The sequence below is a fragment of the Catenuloplanes niger genome (assembly GCF_031458255.1).
GTDB classification, from domain to species: Bacteria; Actinomycetota; Actinomycetes; order Mycobacteriales; family Micromonosporaceae; genus Catenuloplanes; species Catenuloplanes niger.
The window spans coordinates 7,067,229-7,088,745 of sequence record NZ_JAVDYC010000001.1 but is presented as its reverse complement, the minus strand read 5'-3'; the positions used below and the strand labels follow the sequence as shown (position 1 = coordinate 7,088,745).

Genomic DNA, 21,517 nt, shown 5'->3' with positions numbered 1-21,517 from the left:
TGGACGGAACGCCCAGGTTCACCGATCCGTGCACGATCTGGGTGGCGAACCCCGGAGCGCGGTGACGACTCCCGGAGAAGGACTATGTGTGCATGACGCGTCGACTTGCGGTGCTCGGCATCGTGTCCCTGCTGGCACTGCCGGCCGGCACGCTCGCGACGTCCGCCGCACCCGTCACGAGCAGCGCGTTCACGCTGGTCGCGGCGCGCGCGCCGGAGGAGACCGGTAAGTACTACGTGGTCGGCCCGCCGATCAACGGGCAGCGCGAGTTCCTGTTCCAGATCGCCTCGAAGACGCTCGGGGACGGCAACCGGTACCAGGAGATCTTCGAGCTGAACGAGGGCCGGCCGCAGCCGGACGGGCGCAGCATGACCGATCCCACCTCCGTCGAACCGGGCTGGATCCTGGTGCTGCCCGAGGACGCGAGCGGGTCCGGCGTGCGGACCGGCCCGCTGCCCGCGATCACACCGACCGCGGGACCCGACACGCCGGCACCGGCCATGGCCACGCCGGACACCGCCGAACCGCCGCCGGCCGCGGCCCAGGACGGCGACGGCCGGTCGGAGCCGGGCGCCCTGGACCTGCTCTACTCCCCCATGGCGCTGCGGATCGCGCTGATCGTGCTCGCGGTGCTGCTGCTGGTCTGGGCGCAGGTCGCGCTGATGGGCCGGCGGCGCCCGGTCCGGGCCCGCGCGGGCGGCGGCGCGGCGGCCGCCGAGCGCAGCGGCGGGACGGCGACGGCCCGCCCGGGCACGTCCGTGCCGCGGCAGCGGAAACCGGCGACGCCGGCCAGGTCCGGCGGCCGGCCGGCCGAGTCACCACCGGCACCGGAACGGGCGGCACCGGCCGGCGCGGAGCCGGGCCGGACGTCCTCCGCTGCCCGGCCCACCCGCGGACCGGGCGCTTCGGGCGGCGGTACGCCGGGACGGGATACGCCGGGACGCGGTGCGGGCGACGATCCGCGAGGGGGCAGGCCTGCCGCCGGTGCACCGGGCCGCACATCAGCCGGCGGCACACCGGCCGCCGGCGCACCGGGACGCGCACCCGCCGCCGGCGCGCCCGACCGCACACCGTCTGATCAGCCGGGACGCACTCCCGCCGGCGCGCCGGGACGGACGCCGGCCGGTGACGCGCCGGCGCGTGCGGCTTCGGACCGGGCCGGCGAGGGCCGGCCCGGTGCCGACGGGCCGCAGACGCCGCGCACCCGGCCGGCCGGCGACACGCCGGGACGGCGGCCGACGACGCGTGGTGGCACGCCGATCTGGACGCCGGTGTCCACCGCCGAGACCGGCACGCCGGGCCGCCGACCGGCGCAGCAGCCGGAGTCGTCGCAGAGCTGGGCGCCGTCGACCGGCACGTTCACGCCGCCCGCGCAGCCAGGACGACTCACCCCGCCGGCCGGCGATCCGGCCGGCCACGGCACGCGGCCGGAGACCGGGCCCGGCACGTTCGCCGACGCGGGGACTCACGCACCCGCGGACCGGGGCGCGGGCCCCCGCACACCCGAGCGGAGCGGCACGTTCGCCGACGCGGGCACGCACACGCCCGAGCGGAGCGGCACGTTCGCCGACCCCGGCACCGGAACCAGCACGCCCACGGCCCCGGACGCGGGCGCCCACACACCCGAGCGGAGCGGCACCTACGCCGACGCGGCAACGCACACGCCCGAGCGGAGCGGCACGTTCGCCGACGCGGGAACGCGCACGCCCACGGACCGAGGCACGGAATCGCGCGCACCCGAACGGAGCGGCACCTTCGCCGGCCCGGGCGCGGAAGATCGCGTGCCCGGGCGGAGCGACACGTTCGCCGACGCCGGCGCGGGAACACCCGCGCCCGGGCACACGGGCACGTTCGCCGAATCGCGCGGGACCGGCTGGAACGGCGCACCCGCCGAATCGGGTGCGGCGGGCCGGTCCGGCACGTTCGCCGAGCCGGGCACCGCGGGAACACCGCGGGAGCGGGTCGCCGGGACGTCGGAGGCGGCCGCCGGCGGCGCCTCGCCGACGTCGGGTCCGGCGCCGGTGATCACCTCGTCGTCGAGCCCGGTGGACGAGGCCGGGACGCACCCGGCGGAGTCCCGCGCGGACGCCTCCGGGGGCCGTCCCGGCACCGCGTCGCCGCGGACGCCGGAGACGCCCGGCCAACCGTCGGGACCGGAGCCGGGAACACCGGCACCGGCGGGGACGCCTGGGCCGGTGGCGGCGGGAACGCCGGGACCGGCCACGGCGGGAACGCCCGAAGCTGTGGCGGTGACGCCGGGGTCGGTGGCGGAGCCGGTGGCGGCGGGGGTGGAAGGGCTGGTTCCGCCGCGGGTGCCGGAGCAGCGGGCCGGGGAGGCGTCGCTTCCGGCGTCGCCGTCGGACAGCGGGCTCTGGAAGGCCGGCACCACGTCGCCGGGCCGGCCGGGGCAGTCCGGCGGGTTCGCGGCGGCGATGCCGGACATCAGCGGCGCGGCGCTGCTGCCCGCGTCGTCGGCGAACCCGTTCGCCGCGCTCGTCACGGAACTGGTCTGCGACACGGTTCCGGCCGACGTACGGCTGATCGGCGCGCGCCCGGCCCGGTGGGGTTCCGCCTACGGCTGGCTGGACGACGGGCAGGCGCCGCCGCCGGCCGGCGCGCCGGTGATCCTCGGCGAGCACGACGGCCGGCGCCTGTGGGTGGACCTGGCGGTCGCGCCGGACGCGGTCACGCTGGGCGGTGACGCGGCGGCGGCCCGGCGGCACGGGCTGGCGCTGGTGACCCGGCTCGGCGAGGACACGGACGTGCTGGTCATCGGCGACGTGCTGGGCGAGACGATCCCGGGCCGGTGCCGGCGGATCGAGTCGGTGGCCGCGCTGGCCGCGGACCGGTCGGACGCCAAGGTCCGGGTGCTGGTCTGCGCGGGCGCGGACGCCCCGGCGCTGGCGTCCCCGCTGCGCGCGATGCCGCAGGGCCGGCAGCGGACCGTACCCCTGATCATCGGTCCGGCTCCGGCCGCGCGCTGGTCGGTGCGGTTCGGTGCCGTCCCGGCCGCAGAATGAGGACCGTCCGGCGCGGACCGAGCCGGCGCCTGAACGACCCGCGATGAACACCCCGGAACCCAGGACAGCGAGGACGGTTTGCGAGCCAGCCGACAGCCGATGCCCGATCCCGTGCCGGAGCACCCGGCCGTGGACCCGCCGACGCCGGTGGACGGCCTGTGCGACCTGGTCCTGGTGCGGACCGGGGACGGCGGGCTGGCCCGGCCGGAGGCGCCCGGGACCGCGCTGACCGCGGAGGAGCTGACCGACTACGCGCAGGAGTGCGCCGTACCCGGGAAGGATCTTCGGGTGCTGGTCGACGACGGCGCGCGCAGCGCGAAGCTGCTGAGCCGGGTCGCGGACGCGCTCGACTGCGACATCCTGGTGACACCGACCGGTGCGACGGTGGAGCGGCTGCCCGGCCCGGGCGGTACGCACGCGGAGGCGGTGCCGGTCGACCGGGTCAGCGGCGAGGTGGTCGACTGGAAGCTGGTCCAGCCGGCCCGGTTGGCGACCACGCTGCCCGGCTGGTTCGACCTGGCCGGCGGCCTGGTGCTGCCCCGGGCCGGGCTGGCGACGCTGCCGTTGCCGGGCGGGCTGGAGTTCGCGAACCGGGAGGACTTCGTGGTCCGCCGGGCCGCGGCCGCCCGGCTCGGCGTGGGACACCCGGACCTGGTCACGGTGGCGTTGGCGACGCGGGACGGCGGGTTCCGGCTGTCCACGTACCGGCCGGGCGCGTCGACGCGGAGCCGCTACACCGGCCGGGACGTCGCGGCCGCGCTCTCCTCGATCTACCTCTACGGCGGCGACCTGCGGCTGTGGATGCGCTGGCCGGAGGACGAGGCGAACCGGACGCACCTGGAGGCCGAGATGGCCGCGCTGGCGGAGGCGACCGGCGCGACCGTGTGGGCGCCCGCGCCCGGCGACGAGGCGGTGCTGCTGCGTGGCTCGCGTGACCTGGCCGCCCGGGACCGGTCCGGTGCCGTGTCCCGGTGGGCCGCGTTCCGGCCGCCGGACGCGCCGGAGACCGGCCGGTTCACCACCGACCGGGACGGGCGGCTGGTGCCGCGGGGCGGGCCGGCGGTGCTGGCCGCCGGCGGGGTGTCGCTGATCAGCACCGGTCGGCAGCCGGAGGACGCGCTGCGCGAGCGGTACGCGGACCTGACCGCGGAGCCGGGCACCGCGCTGATCGACCTGACCGTGCTGGACGACGGCCGGCTGGCGCTGCGCTACGCCGACGGCAGCAACCTCGCGGTCGGCGTGGCCGAGCTGCGGGCGCTGCTGGCGGGTTCCGGCTGGGCGGGCGAGGACCTGCTGCTGGTCACGCCGGTGCTGCCGGAGCGGGCGAGCGGCCTGCGCGGCCACCTGGCCCTGCTGGAACCGGAGCTGGGCGTGGAGATCTGGTCGCTGCCGCCGGGCGCGACCGTGGTGGTCCGGGACGGTCTGCCCCGGGCCGTGGACGAGCAGCTGCGCCCGGCGCGCTGGCTGCGGGCCGGGAAGCCGGGCACCGCGGAGGAGACCGGCCGCTGGCGCAACGACGACGGCTGGCTGATCCCGCGCCGGCGGCACCCGGCGTCGTCGGCGGCCACGCCGGTCGTGACGGTGCCGGAGCCGATGGCGGTGGTGCCGCCGCCGGAGCGGGTGCTGCCCGCACCGAGCCCGCGCCCGTCGCTGACCGTGCCCGGCCGGGGCAGCCGCCGGCACGGGGTGCGCTGGCTGCCGGACCTGCCGGAGGTGAACGCGGAACCGATCCGGTTGTGGGTGACGTGCGCGTGGACGCCGCAGCGGGTCGCGGTGGAGGGCGTACCCTCGGCGAACCTGTTCCTGATGGGTGCGCTGGACGGCGAGCGGCTGGCCCGGGACAACCCGCAGAAGCACCTGCTCTGCCTGCGGGTCGAGGCCGGGGCCGCGGTCGACCTGGGCCGGGTGGAGGACGTACCGGCGGATCTGAAGCATCTGGCCGCGGAGAGCGGCACGTTCCTGCTGCCGGCCGGGTGGCTGGACCAGGCACGGCTGTCCGCCGGGTACCGGATCGACGAGGACGGCCGGCCGGTCGAGCACGCGGAGCTGCCGGAGAACCCGGTCGTGCTGCGCTGCACGGGTGCCCGGCACGGCACCGAGGGGCTGCCCAACGACGTGGTGACCTGGCCGAAGTCGGATCGCGGCGGTGGCGCGTGGGCGCTGCTGCCGGAGAAGCCGGAGGGCGACTTCCTGCCGCTGCACCCGAAGCGCCCGGCGGTGCGGGCCGGGCACCGGCTGGTGCACGTCCAGGTGCCGGCGAACCGGGCGATCGACGTGACCGCCAGCGCGACCGGGCTGGTCGGGCTGACCTCGGTGCGGTCCCGGCTGCCGGAGCTGGTCGCCGCGGGCGTGTCGCTGCTGCTGCCGAAGCGGTCCTGGGAACGGACCCGGGTCGACCAGGTGCTGCAGGTGGAGAACGAGCGGTGGAAGCACTCGGCGAAGGGCATCGACCTGCCGCTGGCCAGCCTGCTCACGCCGGGGCCGTGACCGTCAGCCGATCCGGTGGTCGCCGTTGAGCACGGCCGCGGCCAGTTCGGCCCGGGAGCGGTACCCGGTGCGGGTGAACAGCCGGGACAGCCGGCCCTCGACGCTCTTCGCGCTGCTCTGCGTGGCGGCGGCCAGTTCCCGGTTGGACAGTCCCTCGGCGACCAGTGCGGCCAGCAGCCGCTCGCTCTCGGCCAGCGTCTCCGCGCGGCCGGGGACCGTGACGCCGTGGTCGCGCATGGCCTGCCGGATCCGGGACCGGTGCAGGATCGCGCCGAGCGCGCCGAGCAGGTCGTAGGCCTCGGCGAGCAGCTCGGGGCGCCGGCCGGTCCAGCGGACCACCCGTTCGATCGTGCGGGCCAGCTCGTACGGCTGGCCGGTCCGGCGGGCCAGCGTGAGCACGGCGTCCGCCCGGGCCGCGTCCCGGTGCGCGATCATCGCGGCGGTGGCGGCGCGCAGCTCACCGGCGGCGCTGTCCGGCGCCGGCACGGCGAGCGCGGCCGCGGTGGCCGCGCTCGCGTCGCCGCGGGCCGCCGCCAGCTCGGTGGCGGCCAGCCGCAGCTCGTCGACGCCGATCACCACGCCCAGCTCCGCGGCCTCGGCCAGCGCGGCGTCGATGGTCCGCGCGGCCGCGGCCGGGTCCCCGACGATCCACTCCAGCTCCGCGGTGGCCGGTGCCAGCAGGTGCGGCAGCGGGGCGGCGTCCGCGCGGGCGTTGTCCAGCAGCACGCGGGCCCGGGCCGGCCAGCCGCGCGCGAGCAGCACCTCGGCGGCGACCCGGTGCAACGTGGACTGTGACGGGTGGAAGACCAGGGTGAGATCGGTGGCGATGCTGAACCGGGCGCCGTCCAGCGCCTCGTCCCACCGCCCGGCCCGCCAACGGTGCAGCGTCCGGTCGGGCGGTGACAGCACGTCCGCGGTGAGGTCCGCGTCGGCCAGCGCCCGTTCCGCGCCGGTCAGGTCGCCGGCGATCGCGGCGAGCCGGAAGCGGTTCATCGCGGTGCCGGCCCGGTGGCGCCGGGTCCAGGCCGGCGGCGCGTCCGGTTCGGGGCGTGCGGGTTCACGGACGCCGGTGTGCCGGATGCCGGTGCGCAGGACACCGGTGGGCAGGACGCCGGTGACGGCCGCGATCTGCACGACCGCGTTCTCCGCGGCGACGTTCTCCGCGGCGGTGGCGGACGGCGCGGCAGCGGTGAGCACCCGTGTCGCCTCGGTCCAGCGGTCCAGCATGGTCAGCGCGCCGGCCCGGGTGACCGGGGTCGGTCGCGGGCCGCCGGGCCAGCCGGGCTCGCCGCGGGCGGTACGCCGCACCTCGTCCGTGTCCCGGGCGGCTCGGGCACCGATCAGCGCCAGCTGTTCGGCCTGCTGGCGGACCATCGGCGGCAGCACGGCGTGGTCGGCCAGCTGCCGGCGCATCGCGGCGCGGGTCGCGTCGTACCGGCCGAGGAGCAGGTCGGCGACGGCCCGGGCCTGCTCCGCCTCGGCCCGGTCCCCCGGGTCGTCGCTGAGCCGCGCCACACCGGCCCACCAGCGGGCCGCGGCCTCCGGGGCACGCCCGGTCGCGGCGACGGCATGCGCGCGCAGCAGCAGCCGGGCCGGCTCCGGGTCGAGCAGCGTGCCGGCGGCGGCGACCTGGTCCGGCAGGAACCCGGGGCGGCCGCTGACCGCCTCGCCGCGCCGGATCGCCTCCACCGCGACCCGGGCCAGCCGCCGCCGCTCGAACGGGCCGAGCGCACCGGTCAGCGCCACGGCCAGCGGCGCGGTCGCGATCCGCCAGCCGCGCCGGTGCTCGCGGGCGAGTCCCTCGTCGCGGAGCGCCGCCAGGTGCGCGTGCACCCGCGGCACCGGAAGATCACACGCGGCTCCGATCAGCGCCGGTACGTCCCCCTCCAGCACGTCCAGCACCGCGAGCGCCCGGGCCACCGCGCGGGTCTCCGCCGGCAGGTCGTGGACCGGCCGGAGCAGGGCGTGGCCGTCCGGCAGGCGCGGCGCCGCGGTCGGGTCGGTCAGGTAGGCGCGCCGGTCCACCACCCGGACCAGGTCCCGGTAGCCCTCGACCGCGGCGATCAGCGCGGCCGGCCGGCCCCGGCCGAACCGGCGCAGCACGGTGCGCAGCGTGTCGTCCGGCGCAGCGCCGAGCAGCCGGAGCAGCAGCGCGTCGGACTCGGCCGGGGACAGCGGCCGCAGCGGCACCGCCTGGGCCAGTCCGGCCGCGCGCAGTCGCGCGAACGTGGCCGCCGGCCCGGGAGCGGGCGGCGGGCCGGTGCGCAGCGTGGCGACCCAGCGGACGGGCGTGCGGGCCACGTCCGGCAGCGCGCCGAGCAACGCGGTCGCCGACTCCGGGTCGGCCCACTGGGCGTCGTCGACGAGAACGGTCAGGCCGGGGTGCGCGCGCAGCGCCCGGGTGAGCGCGGCGGCCGGCGGTTCCACCACGCCGGTACGCGCCCGGGCCGCCGCACCGGTGCCCGCCCGGGCCGCCGGGCCGGTGACCGCCGGGGCCGCCGAGCCGGGGCGCGCCCGGGCCACCTGGCCGGCCGGGGCCGGGGTCAGCGCGGTGAGCAGCCGGCCGGCCAGGTACCAGGGTTCGTGCCGGTCCTCGGGCGACAGCCGCAGCTCCAGCACCCGGCGGCCGGCGGCGGCCGTGGCGTCGCGCACGGCACGGAGGGCGCGCGACCGGCCGATGCCCTGCGGCCCCGTGAGCAGCGTCAGCGCGTACCCGGCCGGATCGATCGGGGTGGTCACCGGCCGCGCTCCGCTCCCCCGCCCGCGACCGGGCCGCCCGGAACCAGGCCGGCCGGGACCGGACCGGCCGGAACCAGGCCGCCCCGGACCGGGCCGTCCGGGGCGAGACCGACCGCGGCCAGCTCGACCCGGGACCGGCAGCCGGTGCGCGCGAACAGCCGGGTCAGGTAGTTCTCGATGGTCTTCTCGCTCATCCGGACCTGCGCCGCGATCTGCCGGTTCGTCCGGCCCTGCCGGATCAGGCCGACGATCTCGCGTTCGGTCGCGCTGAACGCGGGCTGCGGTGCGCGGGCCCGGGGCCGGCGCACACCGCGCTCGCGCATGGCGGCGGCGACCGCGGACCGCAGCCACGGCGAACCGGCCGCCTCCGCCGCGGCCCGCGCCTCCAGCAGCCACGGGCGTGGGTCGGTGACGGCCCGGCCGACCGCGAGCGTGGTCAGTGCCAGCGCGACCCGGTCGCCGCCCGCCCGGACCCGGCCGGCCGCGACGGCGGCGGCGTCCTCGTCGCCGGTGAACGCGCGCGCCAGCAGCAGCGTCGACGTGCTGACCCGGCGCAGGTCCCCGGTCGCGTCCGCCGCCGCGGTCGCCACCCACTCGGCGGACTCGGCGGCCAGCCCGAACCGGCCGGCCAGCGCGGACGCCCGGGTGATCAGGTGCGCGACGCCGAGCGCGCCACCGAACTCCCGCTGGCGCCGGTACGCCCGCCGCGCCTCCCGCAGCCGCCGGGCAGCCTCGTCCGCGGTGCGTGGCTCGCCCGCCGGGCCGTTCGCCGCCCACCAGCGCAGCGCCGCGACGGGCGCCTCGTCCGGCACCGACCGCCACCAGGCCACCGCCTCCTCGGCCCGGCCCTGCAACGCGAGCGCCTCGGCGCCCCAGAGCCGGGCGATGTGCCCGAGCGTGGGTGGCAGCGCGCCGGCCAGGTCCGCCTCGCGGGCGGCGGAGACGACGGCGGGCAGGTCACCGCGGGCGTTCCGGACGTGCATCCGGTGATAGGCGGCGATCGGCCCGTCGACCGGCGTGCCGTACCGGTGCTCGCCGAGCACGAGGCCCAGCACGCCGGCGAGGTCACCGGCCGCGCCGGCGGTCAGCAGCGCGTCGGCGTGCTCGGTGGGCACGGCGGTCGCGTCCAGGCCGCCGCTCATCGCCTGCGACACCAGCAGCAGTTCGTCGGCGCGGACCAGTTCCGGGCCGGTGCCGGACCGGGTCGGCGGGCCGGCCGGCGCCGGGGCCGTGCCGGGCAGCCAGCTGTGGGCGAGCCGGGCCATCAGCTCGCCGCCGGGCAGCGCGGCGACGCCGTCCGGCACCGGCCGTCCGGTGTGGATCGCGGCCAACGCGGCGGCCACGGCCAGGTCGGGGTGCCGGCCGGCCGGCGCCGCGGTCCGCACCACCTCGGCCAGCCTGGTGAACCGGCCGGTGCGGACCAGCAGGCGCAGCAGCCGGGCCAGGATCTCGTCGGCCTCCCGGTCGCCGTCGGCGTGCCGGAGCGCGGCCAGCAGCCAGTCCGCGGCCCGGTCCGGTTGCCGGTCGACGGCCTCGTCCGCGGTCGCGGCCAGCTGCTCCGCGGTCCGCCGGTCGGCCGGGATCGACATGCCCGCGGAGCTGACGTGGTCGGCCAGGGTGGCCCGGTCCGCGCCGGCCCCGGACCCGGCGCGGCGGAACATCGCGGCCGCGTACGCGCGATGCAGGCGGGCCACCGTGTCCGGGCCGGCGTCCGCGATCAGCCGGGCGGCGAGCGCGGGGCACCGGGGCTCGACGGCGCCGCCCGGGCCGTCGGCCAGCACGCCGGCGCGGACCAGCGCGTCGACGGTCTCGCCGTACCGGTCCAGGTCGCCGAGCGTGGCGTCCGCGAAGACCGGCAGGTCGTCCAGGCCGAACCGGGTGACCGCGGCCATGGTGACCAGCCGCACCGCGACCGGGCCGCGGGCATGCAGCGCGGTCACCAGCGGGTGCGCCGCGGGCAGCGCGATCGGCGCCCGCGGCTCGTGCAGGCACAGTTCACCGCGGACGACCGTGAGCCGGCCGTCCTCCGCGAGCGCGTCCGCGGTACCGAACACGGTGGCGGGATTGCCGGCCAGCGGGCCGAGCGCGGTGGTCAGCGCGGGCAGCACGGCGTCGTCCGGCGGTGCGCCGTACCGGCGGGTCAGCATGCTCCGGACCGCGTCGGCGGGCAGCGGCGGCAGGTCCACGACGGTGTCCGCGAGTGCGGCGAGCCGGCCGCGCGCGGTCCCGGTGGACGCGACCACCAGGCAGTCGTCCCGGACCGCGGCCGCCAGTGCCGCGCTCAGGCCGGGTGCGGCGTCGTCCGCGATCAGCACGGTCTGCCCCCGGCGCGCGACCAGGGCGACCGCGGCCGCGGTCGCCTGCTGGAGCGCGGCAAGCCGGCCGGGCGCGGCCGGGTCGCCGGCCGCGCAGAGCGTGCCGAGCGTGGACAGCGGGCCGGCGAGCAGCGGATCGGCGACGCGTTCGCACTCGTCGTGAAGCACCCGCAGCAGCGCGCCGAACCCGTCGCCGCGCACCCGGAGCACGGTGATCCCGGCGGTGCGCCAGATCTCCGCCGCGGTGTCCAGCAGCGCGGTGCGGCCGCTGCCGGGCGCGCCGGTGACCAGCACGAACCGGCCTCCGTCGGCCGCGGCCCGGCGGGCGGTGTCCAGCGCGCCGACCTGCGCGTCCCGGCCCGGGAGCGCACGCCGGCGCGGTGTCCGGCCGTCACTGCCGTGTGCTGTCACGCCGCACCCCCGTCCGTGGCCGGCACACCCCGCCGGCCGTGCCTTGCAAACGAGGCGGTCGGCGGATCCGTTCACGGAAATCGGGGTGGTCACATCGGCGGCCCGGCCCGGGCGGTCAGCGCACCTGGATCTCGAAGAGGCTGTAGCCGTACTGGGTGTTGCGGGCGGTGCCGGTCATCCGCACGTAGCGGGCCGGTGCGGTGCCGGCCGGGATCAGCACGGTGCCGCCGCCACCGCTGGTGGTGCTGTAGACGGCGGTCCAGGTGACGCCGTCGCGGGACGTCTCGACCCGGTACGCGGTGGCGTACGCGTGCTCCCAGTACAGCGTGATCGTGTTGAGCTGCCACAGTTCACCCAGGTCCACGGTGATCCACTGCGGGTCGCCGGGCTGGCTGCTCCAGCGGGACGTCATGTCGCCGTCGACCGCGGCGGACGCGGTCCACGCCGCACCCTCCTGGCTGGACGCACCGGCCGCCCGGCCCTGGGCGATGTTGGCGTTGCCGCTGTTCACCCGGCCGGCCGGCGCGGTGGTGCCGGCGGACCGGGCCGGGGAGCCGGTGGTGGCCGGCGGTGGTGCCGCCGCCGGGACGGACGCGACCGGCGAGCCGGTAGGTGACGGGGACGGCGAGGCGCTGGCGGACGGCGAGGCGGAGGCGGACGCGCTCACCGGCGCCGACGCGGACGCGGGGAGCAGCGGTATCTCGGCCGGGGGCAGCGCGAAGCCGGGCGGCGGCTCGGGCGCGGAGCTCGGCTCGCCGGTGCCGGCCTGGCCCTGGCCGATCAGCGGCACCAGCGCGACACCGGCGCCGATCAGGCCGACCGTGGCGGCCACGGCGAGCGACAGCAGCCACGGGCGGTGCCGTTCCGTCGAGCGCGGCGCGGGTGCGAGCGGCGCGACCCGCATCTCCTCGGTCTCCTCCCCGGCCGGCACCGGCTGGGCCGGGGAGACCGGGCGGGGCAGCGCGACCGTCTCGTCCCGCGCGTCCCAGCGCGGCGGCAGCGGCACCGGCACCGGCGGCGCCCCGGCCGGCGAGGCCGGGACCGACTGCGACGGGACCGGTTGCGACGGTGGCACGGGCGGGGAGACCGGGCGGGGCACGGCCGAGGCCGGCCAGTGCGGCAACTCCTGGCTCTGGCTCGCCTCCGGGCCCGGGTCCGGCCGGCGGGGCATCTCCAGCTCCTGGTAGGTCTCGCGGACCGGCACCAGGTCGGGGCCCTCGGCCGGCTCGTCGTCGCCGTCGTACGGTGGCAGCCCGCGCAGCACGATCGCGCGCCGCGCCGGTGGCCGCGGATGGCCGCCGGAGCTCCCCGGGCCGCCGGGCAGCGCGTAGCCTCCGCTCGCGTTCGGCTCCCGTTCGGGCTTGTCCATGTGTTCGGCTCCCCTGTCACGCGTTGATCGGCTCCGCCGGACGATCGCCACATAAACGTGCTGGAAGACGCGCGGGTTCACGAAAAACGGCCGGACCGGGAAATCAGGCGGCCACGCCGGAGAGCCCCCGTGCGGCGTCCCGCCACGCCGCGATCGCGTCCTCACCGTCGACCGCGTACGCGACGCGTTCGGCGAGCGACCGCACCAGCGGATTCGCCGGCCGGTAGCGGTGCCCGTCGCCGGCGTCGGCCAGCAGCGAGACGTCGGCGAGCGCCTCCGGAACGAGGGCGACCCGGGGCGCGGGCACGCCGAGCAGCGCGGCGAGCTCCGGCGCGGAGACGTCCGGCGACGGCAGCACGCCGGTGACCCGCAGCAGCCGGGCGGGCAGCGGGTCGAGTTCCCCGTAGGCGCGGGCGATCCGGGCGGTGGCGACCACGCAGTCGTGGTGCGCGGCGCCGTACGGGTCGGCCATCTCCGCCGTCAGCCACTCCACGATCGCCGCGATCGTCCACTGCGGCCGGTTCCGGACCCGGTTGGCGCACAGCCGGATGCCGAGCGGGTAGCCGCCGCACAGGCCGAGGAAGCGGACCACCGCGTCCGGCTCGGCGGCCGCGCGGTCCGCGCCGGCGATGGCGGCGAACAGGTCGGCACTGTCCGACGCGGACAGCCCACCGAGGTGCACCCACCGCATGTCCCCCGGCCCGGGGAGCCGCCGGTCGGACGTGACCAGCAGTGCCGCGTCCGGCGCCACGCGGCGGATCAGGTCGATCTGCCCGGCGTCACCGAGGACAAGCCGGCCAACGCGGCCCGGGTCGCCCACCACCGCCTCGGCGTGGACCTGGGCACCGCGACCCCGTCGCCGGAGGCGGTCGCCGAGGCGGTTCGCACGCTGCTGACCGACGAGGAGATCCGCGCCAACGTGCGGCGCATCGCGGAGGTCTACGCCGCGCACGACGCCGTCGACCGGATCGAGCGCCTGATCACGGGCTGACAGGACATCGGCCGGTACGGGTGACCACACCCCGTACCGGCCGATGTCATCGATCCTCTAGAAGTCGCCGTTGCTCTTGCAGGCGACCGCCTGGTGGATGCAGTTCTTGACGCGCTGGTTCATGGCCGGGACGTCCCAGGCGAAGAACGCGTCCGCGTGCATCGAGGAGGCGAGGCCGGAGGAGAGCTTCATGTCCTTGCCGCCCGAGGTCGGGAAGTAGATCGACAGCGTGACGGCCGGGATCCGGACCGGGTGGCTCGGCGGGCAGGTGTCGTTGAAGCCGTTGGTCAGGTGGTCCTTGTGGTTCGGGCTGTCCAGGTGCTTGCCGTCCCAGCAGTCGGCGAACCGCATGGTGAAGTGCACGGTGCCGCCGTCGCCGCAGATCGGGAAGTTGCCGTCCGCGCTGCGGCCGACGCCGTCCAGCGGGCCGCCGGAGCAGTAGAACTGGTTCTGCGCGCCGACCGGCGTGTTGACCTGCTTCTTCGCGTCGCCGTGCAGCAGCCGCAGGCCGTTCGGCATCGGGACGACCTTGGTGGTGTCCGACATCAGCGAGCCGTAGTAGACGATGAACATGTTCGACTGGACGGGCTTGCCGTCGACGTAGAGCGTCGGCATCCAGTACGCGGAGAAGTCCTCGCCCGGCTCACAGGTGGTGTCCTTGGCCCGGAACAGGCTCTCGGTCGTGGTGTTCGCGTCCGTGGCCCGGTTGCCGAAGAACGAGTGCATGTGCGACGCGCCCGGCAGGTTCGGGAAGACGATCGGGTCGTTCGGCGCCATGTGGCTGAACGTGCAGGTCGCGTTGAACTCGGGGTTGCGGCCCCGGCCGGCCGGCGGCTTCTGCGCCACGGTCTTGTCGAACGCGTCCAGCTGCGCCTTCCAGGCCGCCTGGTCGACCGGCACCCAGCCGGTGGCCGGCGCCGGCGCGGCGGACGAGGACGAGGTGGACGGCGCGGGCTGGCCCGGCGTGCTCGCGGACGGCGCGGCGGACGCGGCGGTGGAGGGCGACGCCCCGGTGGACGTGGACGGGGCCGCGCCGGCGCCGGAGAACGCGAACCAGTTCAGGTTCACGAAGTCGTGCTTGTGGTCCGCCTTCAGCACCAGGAACACGTCCTGCTTGCCGCCGGGCGAGGTGCCGGTCGCGGTGCGCGTGTTCCAGCTCTGCCAGCCGCCGGTCGCGGTGACCGGGACCGTGGCGAGCAGCGGGCCGGTCGCCGAGCCGGTGCGGACCTCGACGCTGCCGGGACGGTCCGCGTGCGCGGCCGCGATCCGGACCGAGGTGGTGACCGAGCCCGCGGCGCCCAGGTCGACGCCGTCGAAGCGCAGCCAGTCGCCGCCGGCCAGCCAGCCGACGTTCTTGCCGCCGCCGGCGTCGTTGGTGCCCTCGGTCTGCGCGCCGGACTGCGCGGTGAACGCGGCGGCGCGGATCGCACCGGGCGGCGCGGGTTCGTTGTTGGTGGCGGCGTCGGCCAGCGGCACGCCCGCGACCGCGGCGGCACCGGCCGCGACCAGCGTGATGCCGGCGGCGGTCGCGGCCATCGTGCGGTGGCCGCGGACCCACCGGCCCAGGCGGCCGAACCGCGACGGGCGCTCGTCCGCCTCGCGGAACTTCGTAAACGTGTACGACACGGGTCACTCCCCCAAGAAAGCAGGCATAGAGGCCTTGCGGCCGCCGGTACGGTAAGCGCTCCCCGGCCGTACCGGGTTAGGCCTTAAGACCCAGAAACCGGAAACTTCCCGCCCCGCCCCGATTTCGGTTACTGTGTGGGCCGCCCGCGAGGGCGATCCCTTCCCACTTGGCGAGGCCGCTCCGTGACCGATTCCGCTGACGGGCGCGTCGAGCCCGTCGTCGCGGCGGCGCTCGGACGCGCCGTTCTGCTGGGCCGGGCCCTGCTCACCGTGGCCACGGCCGCGGCCGGACTGGCGGTCGCGGACGAGCATCCGTACCGGCTGGTGGTGCTGATCACGCTCCTGCTGGCCGGGTCCGCGGTGCAGGTCGCGGTGCTGACCCGGTGGCCGCGCGTGGTCTCGCACCCGGTGGCGATCCTGGCGGCGGAGGCGGTACTGCTGGTCGCGGTGCTGGCGCTCAGCCGCGGCGGCGTGCCCTACTTCGTGCACGCGGCCGGGTCCGCCGCGCTGGCCGGGGTGCTGCTCGGCGCGGCCGCGTGGCCGCTGTGGGCGGCGCAGGCGGCGCAGGGCTTCGCGGTCTGCGTGACCATCCTGCGCGAGACGGACCCGGACGCGGCGGTCGCGGTCTACCTGATCGCGGCGCCGGTCGCGGGCGTGCTGGCCGGCCTGGCCGCCGCGGTCGCGACCCGGGCGCTGGTCCGGCAGATGCGGCTCAACCTGCAACGGGTCGCGATCGCGCAGCGGGACGCGGCCGCGCTGGAACGCGCCCGGCTCGCCCGCGAGCTGCACGACTCGGTGGCGAAGACGCTGCGCGGCATGTCACTGGCCGCGGTCGCGCTGCCCGGGTCGGTGCGCCGCCAGCCCGCGCTGGCCGAGCAGCTGGCCGGCGCGATCTCCGAGGGCGCGGCCGCGGCCAGCCTCCAGGCCCGGGAGCTGCTCGAAGGCCTGCGCCTGGACTCGCCGGACGAGGCGCTGGACGTGACGCTGGACCGGCTCTGCGGCCGGTTCTCCGCACGGACCGGCATCGACACCGGCGCGCAGGTGCACGTGGCCGACCTGCCGGTCCCGGTCCGCTACGAGCTGACCCGGATCGCGCACGAGGCGCTGACCAACATCGAACGGCACGCGAACGCCCGCCGGGTCACGGTCACGCTGGCGCTGACCCGGCGCGGGCGCGCGGTGACGCTCACCGTGCGCGACGACGGCGACGGCTTCACCATGTCCGGCGACCTGCTCACGCTGCAGGACCTCGGCCACCACGGGATCGTCGGCATGGCGGAGCGGGCGCGCACGATCGGCGGCAGCATCGAGGTGACCACCCGGCCGGGCCGGGGCACCAGCGTGCACGTCTCCGTGCCCCTGGCAGGATCCATCACATGATCACCGTGGTCATCGTCGACGACAACCCGACGGTACGGGCGACGCTGCGCCCGCTGCTGGAGGCGGACGGCACGGTGGCGGTGGTGGCCGAGGCCGGCAACGGGCGGGCCGGGCTGGCCGCCGCGATCCGCCACCGGCCGCGGGTCACGCTGCTGGACTACCGCATGCCGGTCGCGGACGGCCTCTCCGTCATCTCCGAGATCTCGCAACACTCCAACGTGCTGGTGCTGACCGGGTCCGCGGAACCGGAACTGATCGCGCCGATGCTGCGCGGCGGCGCCCGCGGCTACCTGGTCTACGGCCAGTTCGACCCGCCGGACCTGCTGCGCGCGGTGCACGCGGTCGCGGCCGGGCAGGGCTGGCTGACGCCGACCGCGGCGAACATCGCGGCCAACGCGATGCGCGAGGCGTTCGCCCGGGAGCAGGAGGCGGCGGCGCGCGCGGAACGACAGCGCGCGGCCCGGCACTCGTTCCAGCTGACGGTACGCGAGCGCGAGGTGATGACGCTGCTGGCCGGCGGGCTGTCGAACGCGGCGATCGGGCAGCGGATGGCGGTCAGTGAGAAGACCGTGAAGAACCACCTGAACAAGCTGTTCGCGAAGCTCGGCGTGACGAACCGGACCGAGGCCGTGGCCCGCTGGCAGGGCTGGCGATGAGCGCGGCGGCCCCGGAGCGGAGCTGGTGGGCGATCGGGACGCTGGCCGCGGCCGTGCTGGCCACCACGCTCGCCGTACCCTCGCTGGTCTCGGATCCTGATCTTGATCTTGGCACGCCGGTGGCGGCGCCGTCCCCGGCTCCGGCGCCCGCCACGGCGTCCGCGGCCCCGTCGCCGTCCGCGTCCCCGTCCGGCGAGCAGGGTTTCGGGCAGTCACCGACGCCGTCGCCGTCGCCGTCCTCCGCCACGCCCGCGCCCCCGCCGCGGTCCTCGGCCCCGCCGCCGCCCACGTTCACGACGATCCGGATCGCGGCGACGGATCCGGCGAACGAGCGCTTCCGGGTCGAGGCGATCGACTGCCCGACCTGCGCGTCCGGCAGCCGCATCCAGTATCTCGGGCAGGGGCAGGCGCTGACCGTGCACGTGCGCGGCGTGACCGTGGGCGGGCGCCGGAACCTGACGATCCACTACACCTGCGGCGGCGGCGCGCGACCGCTGGACATCATCGTCAACAACGGCGAGAAGGTCTCGCTGACGCTGGCCGGCAACGACAGCTGGCTCGACCCGGCCACCGTCACCATCCCGATCGACCTGCCGGTCGGCGACACCGAGATCCGCCTGTTCCACGCCACCGAGCCCTCGGTCGACCTCGACCAGTTCGTGATCAGCTGACACCACGGCCGGGCGGATCCTGTGGCCGTCCGCCGCGACCTCGCTCGTCGCCAGTGGGCACGATCGGCACCGCAACCGGATCAGGCAGGCAACCCTCGTACCCGGACACCGGGCCCCTCGGGACCGGCCCCGTCAGCCGGGAACGCGCTCGGCGGACGGGCGCAGAGCGGTCAGTCGCGGCACGATGAACCGGTCCAGGCTGAATGCGCCCGCCCCGATCGCGCTCAGCAGGAGCGACAGCACCGCGAGCGTCAGCACGAATTCGTAGCCGTCATCGGAAACCAGCAGACCGTTCTCCAGGTGTACGAACCAGACGGCGCCGAGCATGTTGAGGCACAGCAGGATGCCGAGCACCTGCACGGCGAGTCCGGCGATCAGCATGGCACCGCCGATGATCTGCACGATCAGCGCGAACCACACGGCGAGAGCCGGCAGCGGAATCCCGGCCTGCCCGAAGTTCGAAATCATCGTCTCGACGCCCATACCGGCGTACATCTGCCAGCCGTGGGCGATGAAGATCACCCCGAGAACGGTACGGGCGATGAGAACAGCGATATCGCGGAACAGACGGTTGTTCATGAAGGCCCCTCGGATCGATGCGGCGTTGTCCGGGCCAAGACTGCGCCGGGCGCCCACCCCGGCGGCAACGCGGATGACGCGTGCCCACCATGCGCGGGACGCATACGGCGGGTTGCGGGACGGGGCTTTCCTGGCGTCAATCCAGGAGCACCTGCCCCGGGCAGCGCCACCCATCAGCCTGCCGGCTCACACGTCTCGGGCCGGAGATCGGTGTACTTTCGGGCAGCCCACAGGGGCACTCGGTCCCCGATGTCGACGGTGGGCTGGCCGGCCCCTGAGATGCACTCGATCATCGGGCCGTGCAGAACTCGATATCGGCTTCAACGACGGAGCCGGCGGCGTGAGCGCGGCGACTCCGTCGACCGCGGAACGGCTCCACGCCCTGCTGCGCCCCGTACTCCCCCCGGACCTGCCGATACGGCTGCGGGCTTGGGACGGCTCGGAGGTCGGGCCGGCGGGCGCGCCCGCGCTCGTGATCCGCGACAAGCGGGCGCTGCGGCGGGTGCTGTGGCAGCCGAGCCAACTCGGTCTGGCCCGCGCCTGGGTCGCCGGTGAACTCGACGTCGACGGTGACCTCTATGAGGTGCTGCTGCGGATCGCCTCGGTGGTCTGGCGCGAGGAGAAGGTCAACGCGGTCCGGCTGCTGCGGGAAGCGATGAGCCTCGGCATCGTCGGCCGGCAGCCCGCTCCCCCGCCCGAGGAGATCGTGATGTCCGGGCGGCGGCACTCGCGCGGCCGGGATCGGGGCGCGATCAGCCACCACTACGACGTCAGCAACGACTTCTACCGCCTGGTGCTGGGCCCGTCGATGGTTTACTCCTGCGCGTACTGGCCGTCCGCCGACGCGACGGTGGAGCGGGCCCAGCACGACAAGCTGGACCTCATCTGCCGCAAGCTCGGCCTGCGCCCCGGTCAGCGGATGCTGGTCGTCGGCTGTGGCTGGGGGTCACTGGCCGTCCACGCCGCACGTCACTACGGCGTGTCCGTCGTCGGTGTCACCATCTCGCGCGAGCAGGCGGAGCTGGCCCGCAAGCGGGTCGCCGAGGCCGGGCTCACCGAGTTGGTGGAGATCCGCTTGCAGGACTACCGCGAGATCGGCGCCGAGCGGTTCGACGCGATCTCCAGCGTCGGCATGGCCGAACACGTCGGCACCGCCACCTACGCGGAGTACGCGGCGATCCTGTTTCACCTGCTGCGGCCCGGCGGCCGGCTGCTCAACCACCAGATCGGCGCCCGGCACACCAGCGCGGCCGCGACCGGCGACAAACCCACGTTCATCAACAGATACGTATTCCCGGACGGCGAACTGGTGCCGCTGCCGGTCACCGCCACCCTGATCGAGAACGCCGGATTCGAGATCCGGGACGTGGAGGCGCTCCGCCCGCACTACGCGCTCACGCTGCGCGCCTGGGTGACCAACCTGGAGACGCACTGGGACGAGGCGGTGACGCTGGCCGGCGCCGGTCGCGCCCGGGTATGGCGGCTCTACATGGCCGCCTGCGCCCTCGCGTTCGAGACCGACCGGCTCGGCGTCAACCAGATCCTCGCGATCCGCCCGCTCCCCGACGGCCACGACGCCCTGCCGCTGACCCGGAGCTGGCTTGCCGGCACGCCGACGGCTCCCCCGGCGCACTGATCCTCGGCCGTGGGGACGGTTCACGTCAGACGCCGGACCGGACCGGGGTTTACCCGCCTGCGATGTCGAGTACCCATGGGACGCCGAAGCGGTGGTCTGGTGGCGGCAGCCCCACTCCTTCTTGTGGTCCGCGCTCTACTGCGGTGGCCGGATCACCCCGGCAACGGTCCTCGGCCTGCGGCACCTCCTGCAGGCCATTCCCGCCGGCGCTGGGCCGCGGTGTGGTGAATCCGTGACGTGATCGGAGCTGCCCTCGCCGATACCGATCCGCATGACGCGCGACGGACGGCCGCCCGCCACAACGAACAGATCGTCGGCCACTGGCCCCACGACCACCTTGCACGCGAGCGGTCGATCTTCGAGTAGGACGACCGTGACGCGCCGGGACAGGTCTTGCTCGCCGCGGCGCGCGTCGATTGCTTCGACTGCCTGCCCGAGTGTTACGGACCGCTGTCGTCACTGCTCACGCCACAGGGTCCAAAAAGCCGCGGGCGGCTGCCGCGAGCGCCACCGCGATGCTGATTCGCCACCCTGGTCCACGCCGTTACAAAGAAGAGATCACCGTCTACCACGCCGAGGGAGCGCGCTACGGCTCACCGCATGACAGGGCCTTTATGCTGCTCGGACTCGGTGAGCCAGGTGCCGCGACGAGCGGATGGATCACCGATTTCGAACTCGCGATCCACGTCTGCGATGCGCATCGGGACGATCTGACCACCGCCCGTACGGTGCTGGACACTCTGATCGAGGCCAACCAGCGGTTCCTGCACGCGCAAGACCCGGACCGCCCCACCCGATAATCAGCTCCGCTGCTGCACTCCTATCACCGAGAGCAGGCGCAACTTCTCCCAGGACTCGCTGCCCGGAACCGCCGTGTAGATGAGCAGCCGGTGTGACCGCTCCGGGTCGAGCAGTGTCTGACAGTTCAGTTCGAGCAGCCCTACCTCGGGATGATTCAGACGCTTGGTCTCGCTCAGTTTCACCCCGATCTCGTACCGATCCCAGTAGTACACGAACTCGCGACTCTCCTTGAGGAGCAGAGCTGAAATGTGTGCGGCGCGCGATTCTGGTCCATCGCGACCCACCGCGGCGCGCAGGCCCGACGCGAATGCACGGGAATGCAGCTCGTGCAGATCAGGCGGAAACAGGTCTCGCTGTTTCTCGTCGGTGAACCACCGATAGATGATGCTGCGCGCCGGCCCCGTGAACCGTGTGGTGTCGCCGGTCAACGCCGCCCCCATTGGGGTCTGGCGAAGCGTCTCGCCGAGTTCGGTCGAGACTTCGGCCGGGGTGTCGGTGAGCCGGTCGAGTGCCCGCATCATCCCCGGGCTGACGTGATCGCTCGTGCGCCCGCTCGTAGGCGGCCGATACCCGGCGAGACTGAAGAGATGGTCTCGCTCGTCCAGTGACAGATGAAGCCCCTGCGCGATCGAGGCCACCATCTGCTCGGACGGCTGAGGGCCGCCCGCACGTTCCAGGCGCGAGTAGTAGTCGGCCGACATGTTACTCAGAGCAGCCACCTCCTCACGCCGCAGTCCGGGTGTTCTACGGCGTGTGCCGGACAGGATGCCGACGTCGGACGGCTGGAGCGCCTCTCGACGGCTCCTGAGAAAGCGGGCCATACCTACTCGGTCGAA

Annotated in this window: 15 protein-coding genes; 8 read left to right on the top strand and 7 right to left on the bottom strand. The window is 75.8% G+C overall.

What is annotated here, in order from left to right; genetic code table 11:
* Window positions 1-92: 92 nt before the first annotated feature.
* Together J2S44_RS30935 and J2S44_RS30930 are read left to right on the top strand one after the other, a co-directional pair.
* Complete coding sequence (locus J2S44_RS30935) at window positions 93-3,020, top strand: hypothetical protein (RefSeq protein WP_310421070.1); 2,928 nt, start codon at window positions 93-95, stop codon at window positions 3,018-3,020.
* A gap of 99 nt (window positions 3,021-3,119) precedes the next feature.
* Complete coding sequence (locus J2S44_RS30930) at window positions 3,120-5,507, top strand: hypothetical protein (RefSeq protein WP_310421067.1); 2,388 nt, start codon at window positions 3,120-3,122, stop codon at window positions 5,505-5,507.
* A 3-nt stretch (window positions 5,508-5,510) separates the two neighbouring features.
* Here J2S44_RS30930 and J2S44_RS30925 read toward each other — a convergent pair whose 3' ends face one another.
* The 4 genes from J2S44_RS30925 to J2S44_RS30910 form a co-directional block, all read right to left on the bottom strand.
* A complete protein-coding gene (locus J2S44_RS30925) occupies window positions 5,511-8,246 on the bottom strand; it encodes a helix-turn-helix transcriptional regulator (RefSeq protein ID WP_310421065.1) in 2,736 nt (911 codons plus the stop codon).
* Window positions 8,243-10,972, bottom strand: a complete 2,730-nt coding sequence (locus tag J2S44_RS30920) for a helix-turn-helix transcriptional regulator (RefSeq protein ID WP_310421062.1) — start codon at window positions 10,970-10,972, stop codon at window positions 8,243-8,245. Before J2S44_RS30920 ends, J2S44_RS30925 begins: the two co-directional genes overlap by 4 nt.
* Before the next feature lie 115 nt (window positions 10,973-11,087).
* Window positions 11,088-12,341 carry a discoidin domain-containing protein gene (locus tag J2S44_RS30915; RefSeq protein ID WP_310421060.1) on the bottom strand — a complete coding sequence of 418 codons (1,254 nt, stop codon included), beginning with the start codon at window positions 12,339-12,341 and terminating at the stop codon, window positions 11,088-11,090.
* A gap of 103 nt (window positions 12,342-12,444) precedes the next feature.
* Complete coding sequence (locus tag J2S44_RS30910) at window positions 12,445-13,164, bottom strand: hypothetical protein (protein WP_310421058.1); 720 nt, start codon at window positions 13,162-13,164, stop codon at window positions 12,445-12,447.
* A 9-nt stretch (window positions 13,165-13,173) separates the two neighbouring features.
* Between J2S44_RS30910 and J2S44_RS30905 the strand changes: the two genes are divergently transcribed.
* Window positions 13,174-13,332 carry a hypothetical protein gene (locus J2S44_RS30905; RefSeq protein ID WP_310421056.1) on the top strand — a complete coding sequence of 53 codons (159 nt, stop codon included), beginning with the start codon at window positions 13,174-13,176 and terminating at the stop codon, window positions 13,330-13,332.
* 57 nt (window positions 13,333-13,389) lie between these two features.
* Here the strand turns inward: J2S44_RS30905 and J2S44_RS30900 are convergent, their stop codons facing one another.
* The gene (locus J2S44_RS30900) at window positions 13,390-14,958 is read right to left on the bottom strand and encodes a DUF1996 domain-containing protein (RefSeq protein ID WP_310421054.1); all 1,569 of its coding nucleotides are present in this window, start codon (window positions 14,956-14,958) and stop codon (window positions 13,390-13,392) included.
* Between the two features lie 183 nt (window positions 14,959-15,141).
* On the opposite strand from J2S44_RS30900, the gene J2S44_RS30895 reads away from it, so the two are divergent.
* The 3 genes from J2S44_RS30895 to J2S44_RS30885 are packed head-to-tail and all read left to right on the top strand — an operon-like array spanning window position 15,142 to window position 17,665.
* Window positions 15,142-16,338, top strand: coding sequence for a sensor histidine kinase (locus J2S44_RS30895; RefSeq protein ID WP_310421052.1), 1,197 nt, complete (start codon window positions 15,142-15,144; stop codon window positions 16,336-16,338).
* On the top strand, window positions 16,335-16,994 hold the full coding sequence (locus J2S44_RS30890; RefSeq protein ID WP_310421050.1) for a LuxR C-terminal-related transcriptional regulator: 660 nt from the start codon (window positions 16,335-16,337) through the stop codon (window positions 16,992-16,994). The genes J2S44_RS30895 and J2S44_RS30890 overlap by 4 nt, the downstream gene beginning before the upstream one ends.
* Window positions 16,991-17,665 carry a carbohydrate-binding protein gene (locus J2S44_RS30885; RefSeq protein WP_310421047.1) on the top strand — a complete coding sequence of 225 codons (675 nt, stop codon included), beginning with the start codon at window positions 16,991-16,993 and terminating at the stop codon, window positions 17,663-17,665. Before J2S44_RS30890 ends, J2S44_RS30885 begins: the two co-directional genes overlap by 4 nt.
* A 132-nt stretch (window positions 17,666-17,797) precedes the next feature.
* On the opposite strand, the gene J2S44_RS30880 is transcribed toward J2S44_RS30885, so the two are convergent.
* Entirely contained in the window at window positions 17,798-18,244 is a 447-nt protein-coding gene (locus tag J2S44_RS30880; protein ID WP_310421045.1) for a DoxX family protein, read from the bottom strand.
* A 340-nt stretch (window positions 18,245-18,584) separates the two neighbouring features.
* Here J2S44_RS30880 and J2S44_RS30875 point away from each other — a divergent pair, with 340 nt between their 5' ends.
* Window positions 18,585-19,880: a class I SAM-dependent methyltransferase gene (locus tag J2S44_RS30875; RefSeq protein WP_310421043.1), complete on the top strand. Its 1,296-nt coding sequence runs from the start codon at window positions 18,585-18,587 to the stop codon at window positions 19,878-19,880.
* A 515-nt stretch (window positions 19,881-20,395) separates the two neighbouring features.
* Window positions 20,396-20,680: a hypothetical protein gene (locus J2S44_RS30870; protein ID WP_310421041.1), complete on the top strand. Its 285-nt coding sequence runs from the start codon at window positions 20,396-20,398 to the stop codon at window positions 20,678-20,680.
* Here J2S44_RS30870 and J2S44_RS30865 read toward each other — a convergent pair whose 3' ends face one another.
* Window positions 20,681-21,502, bottom strand: a complete 822-nt coding sequence (locus J2S44_RS30865; protein ID WP_310430004.1) for a helix-turn-helix transcriptional regulator — start codon at window positions 21,500-21,502, stop codon at window positions 20,681-20,683.
* Window positions 21,503-21,517 lie beyond the last annotated feature (15 nt).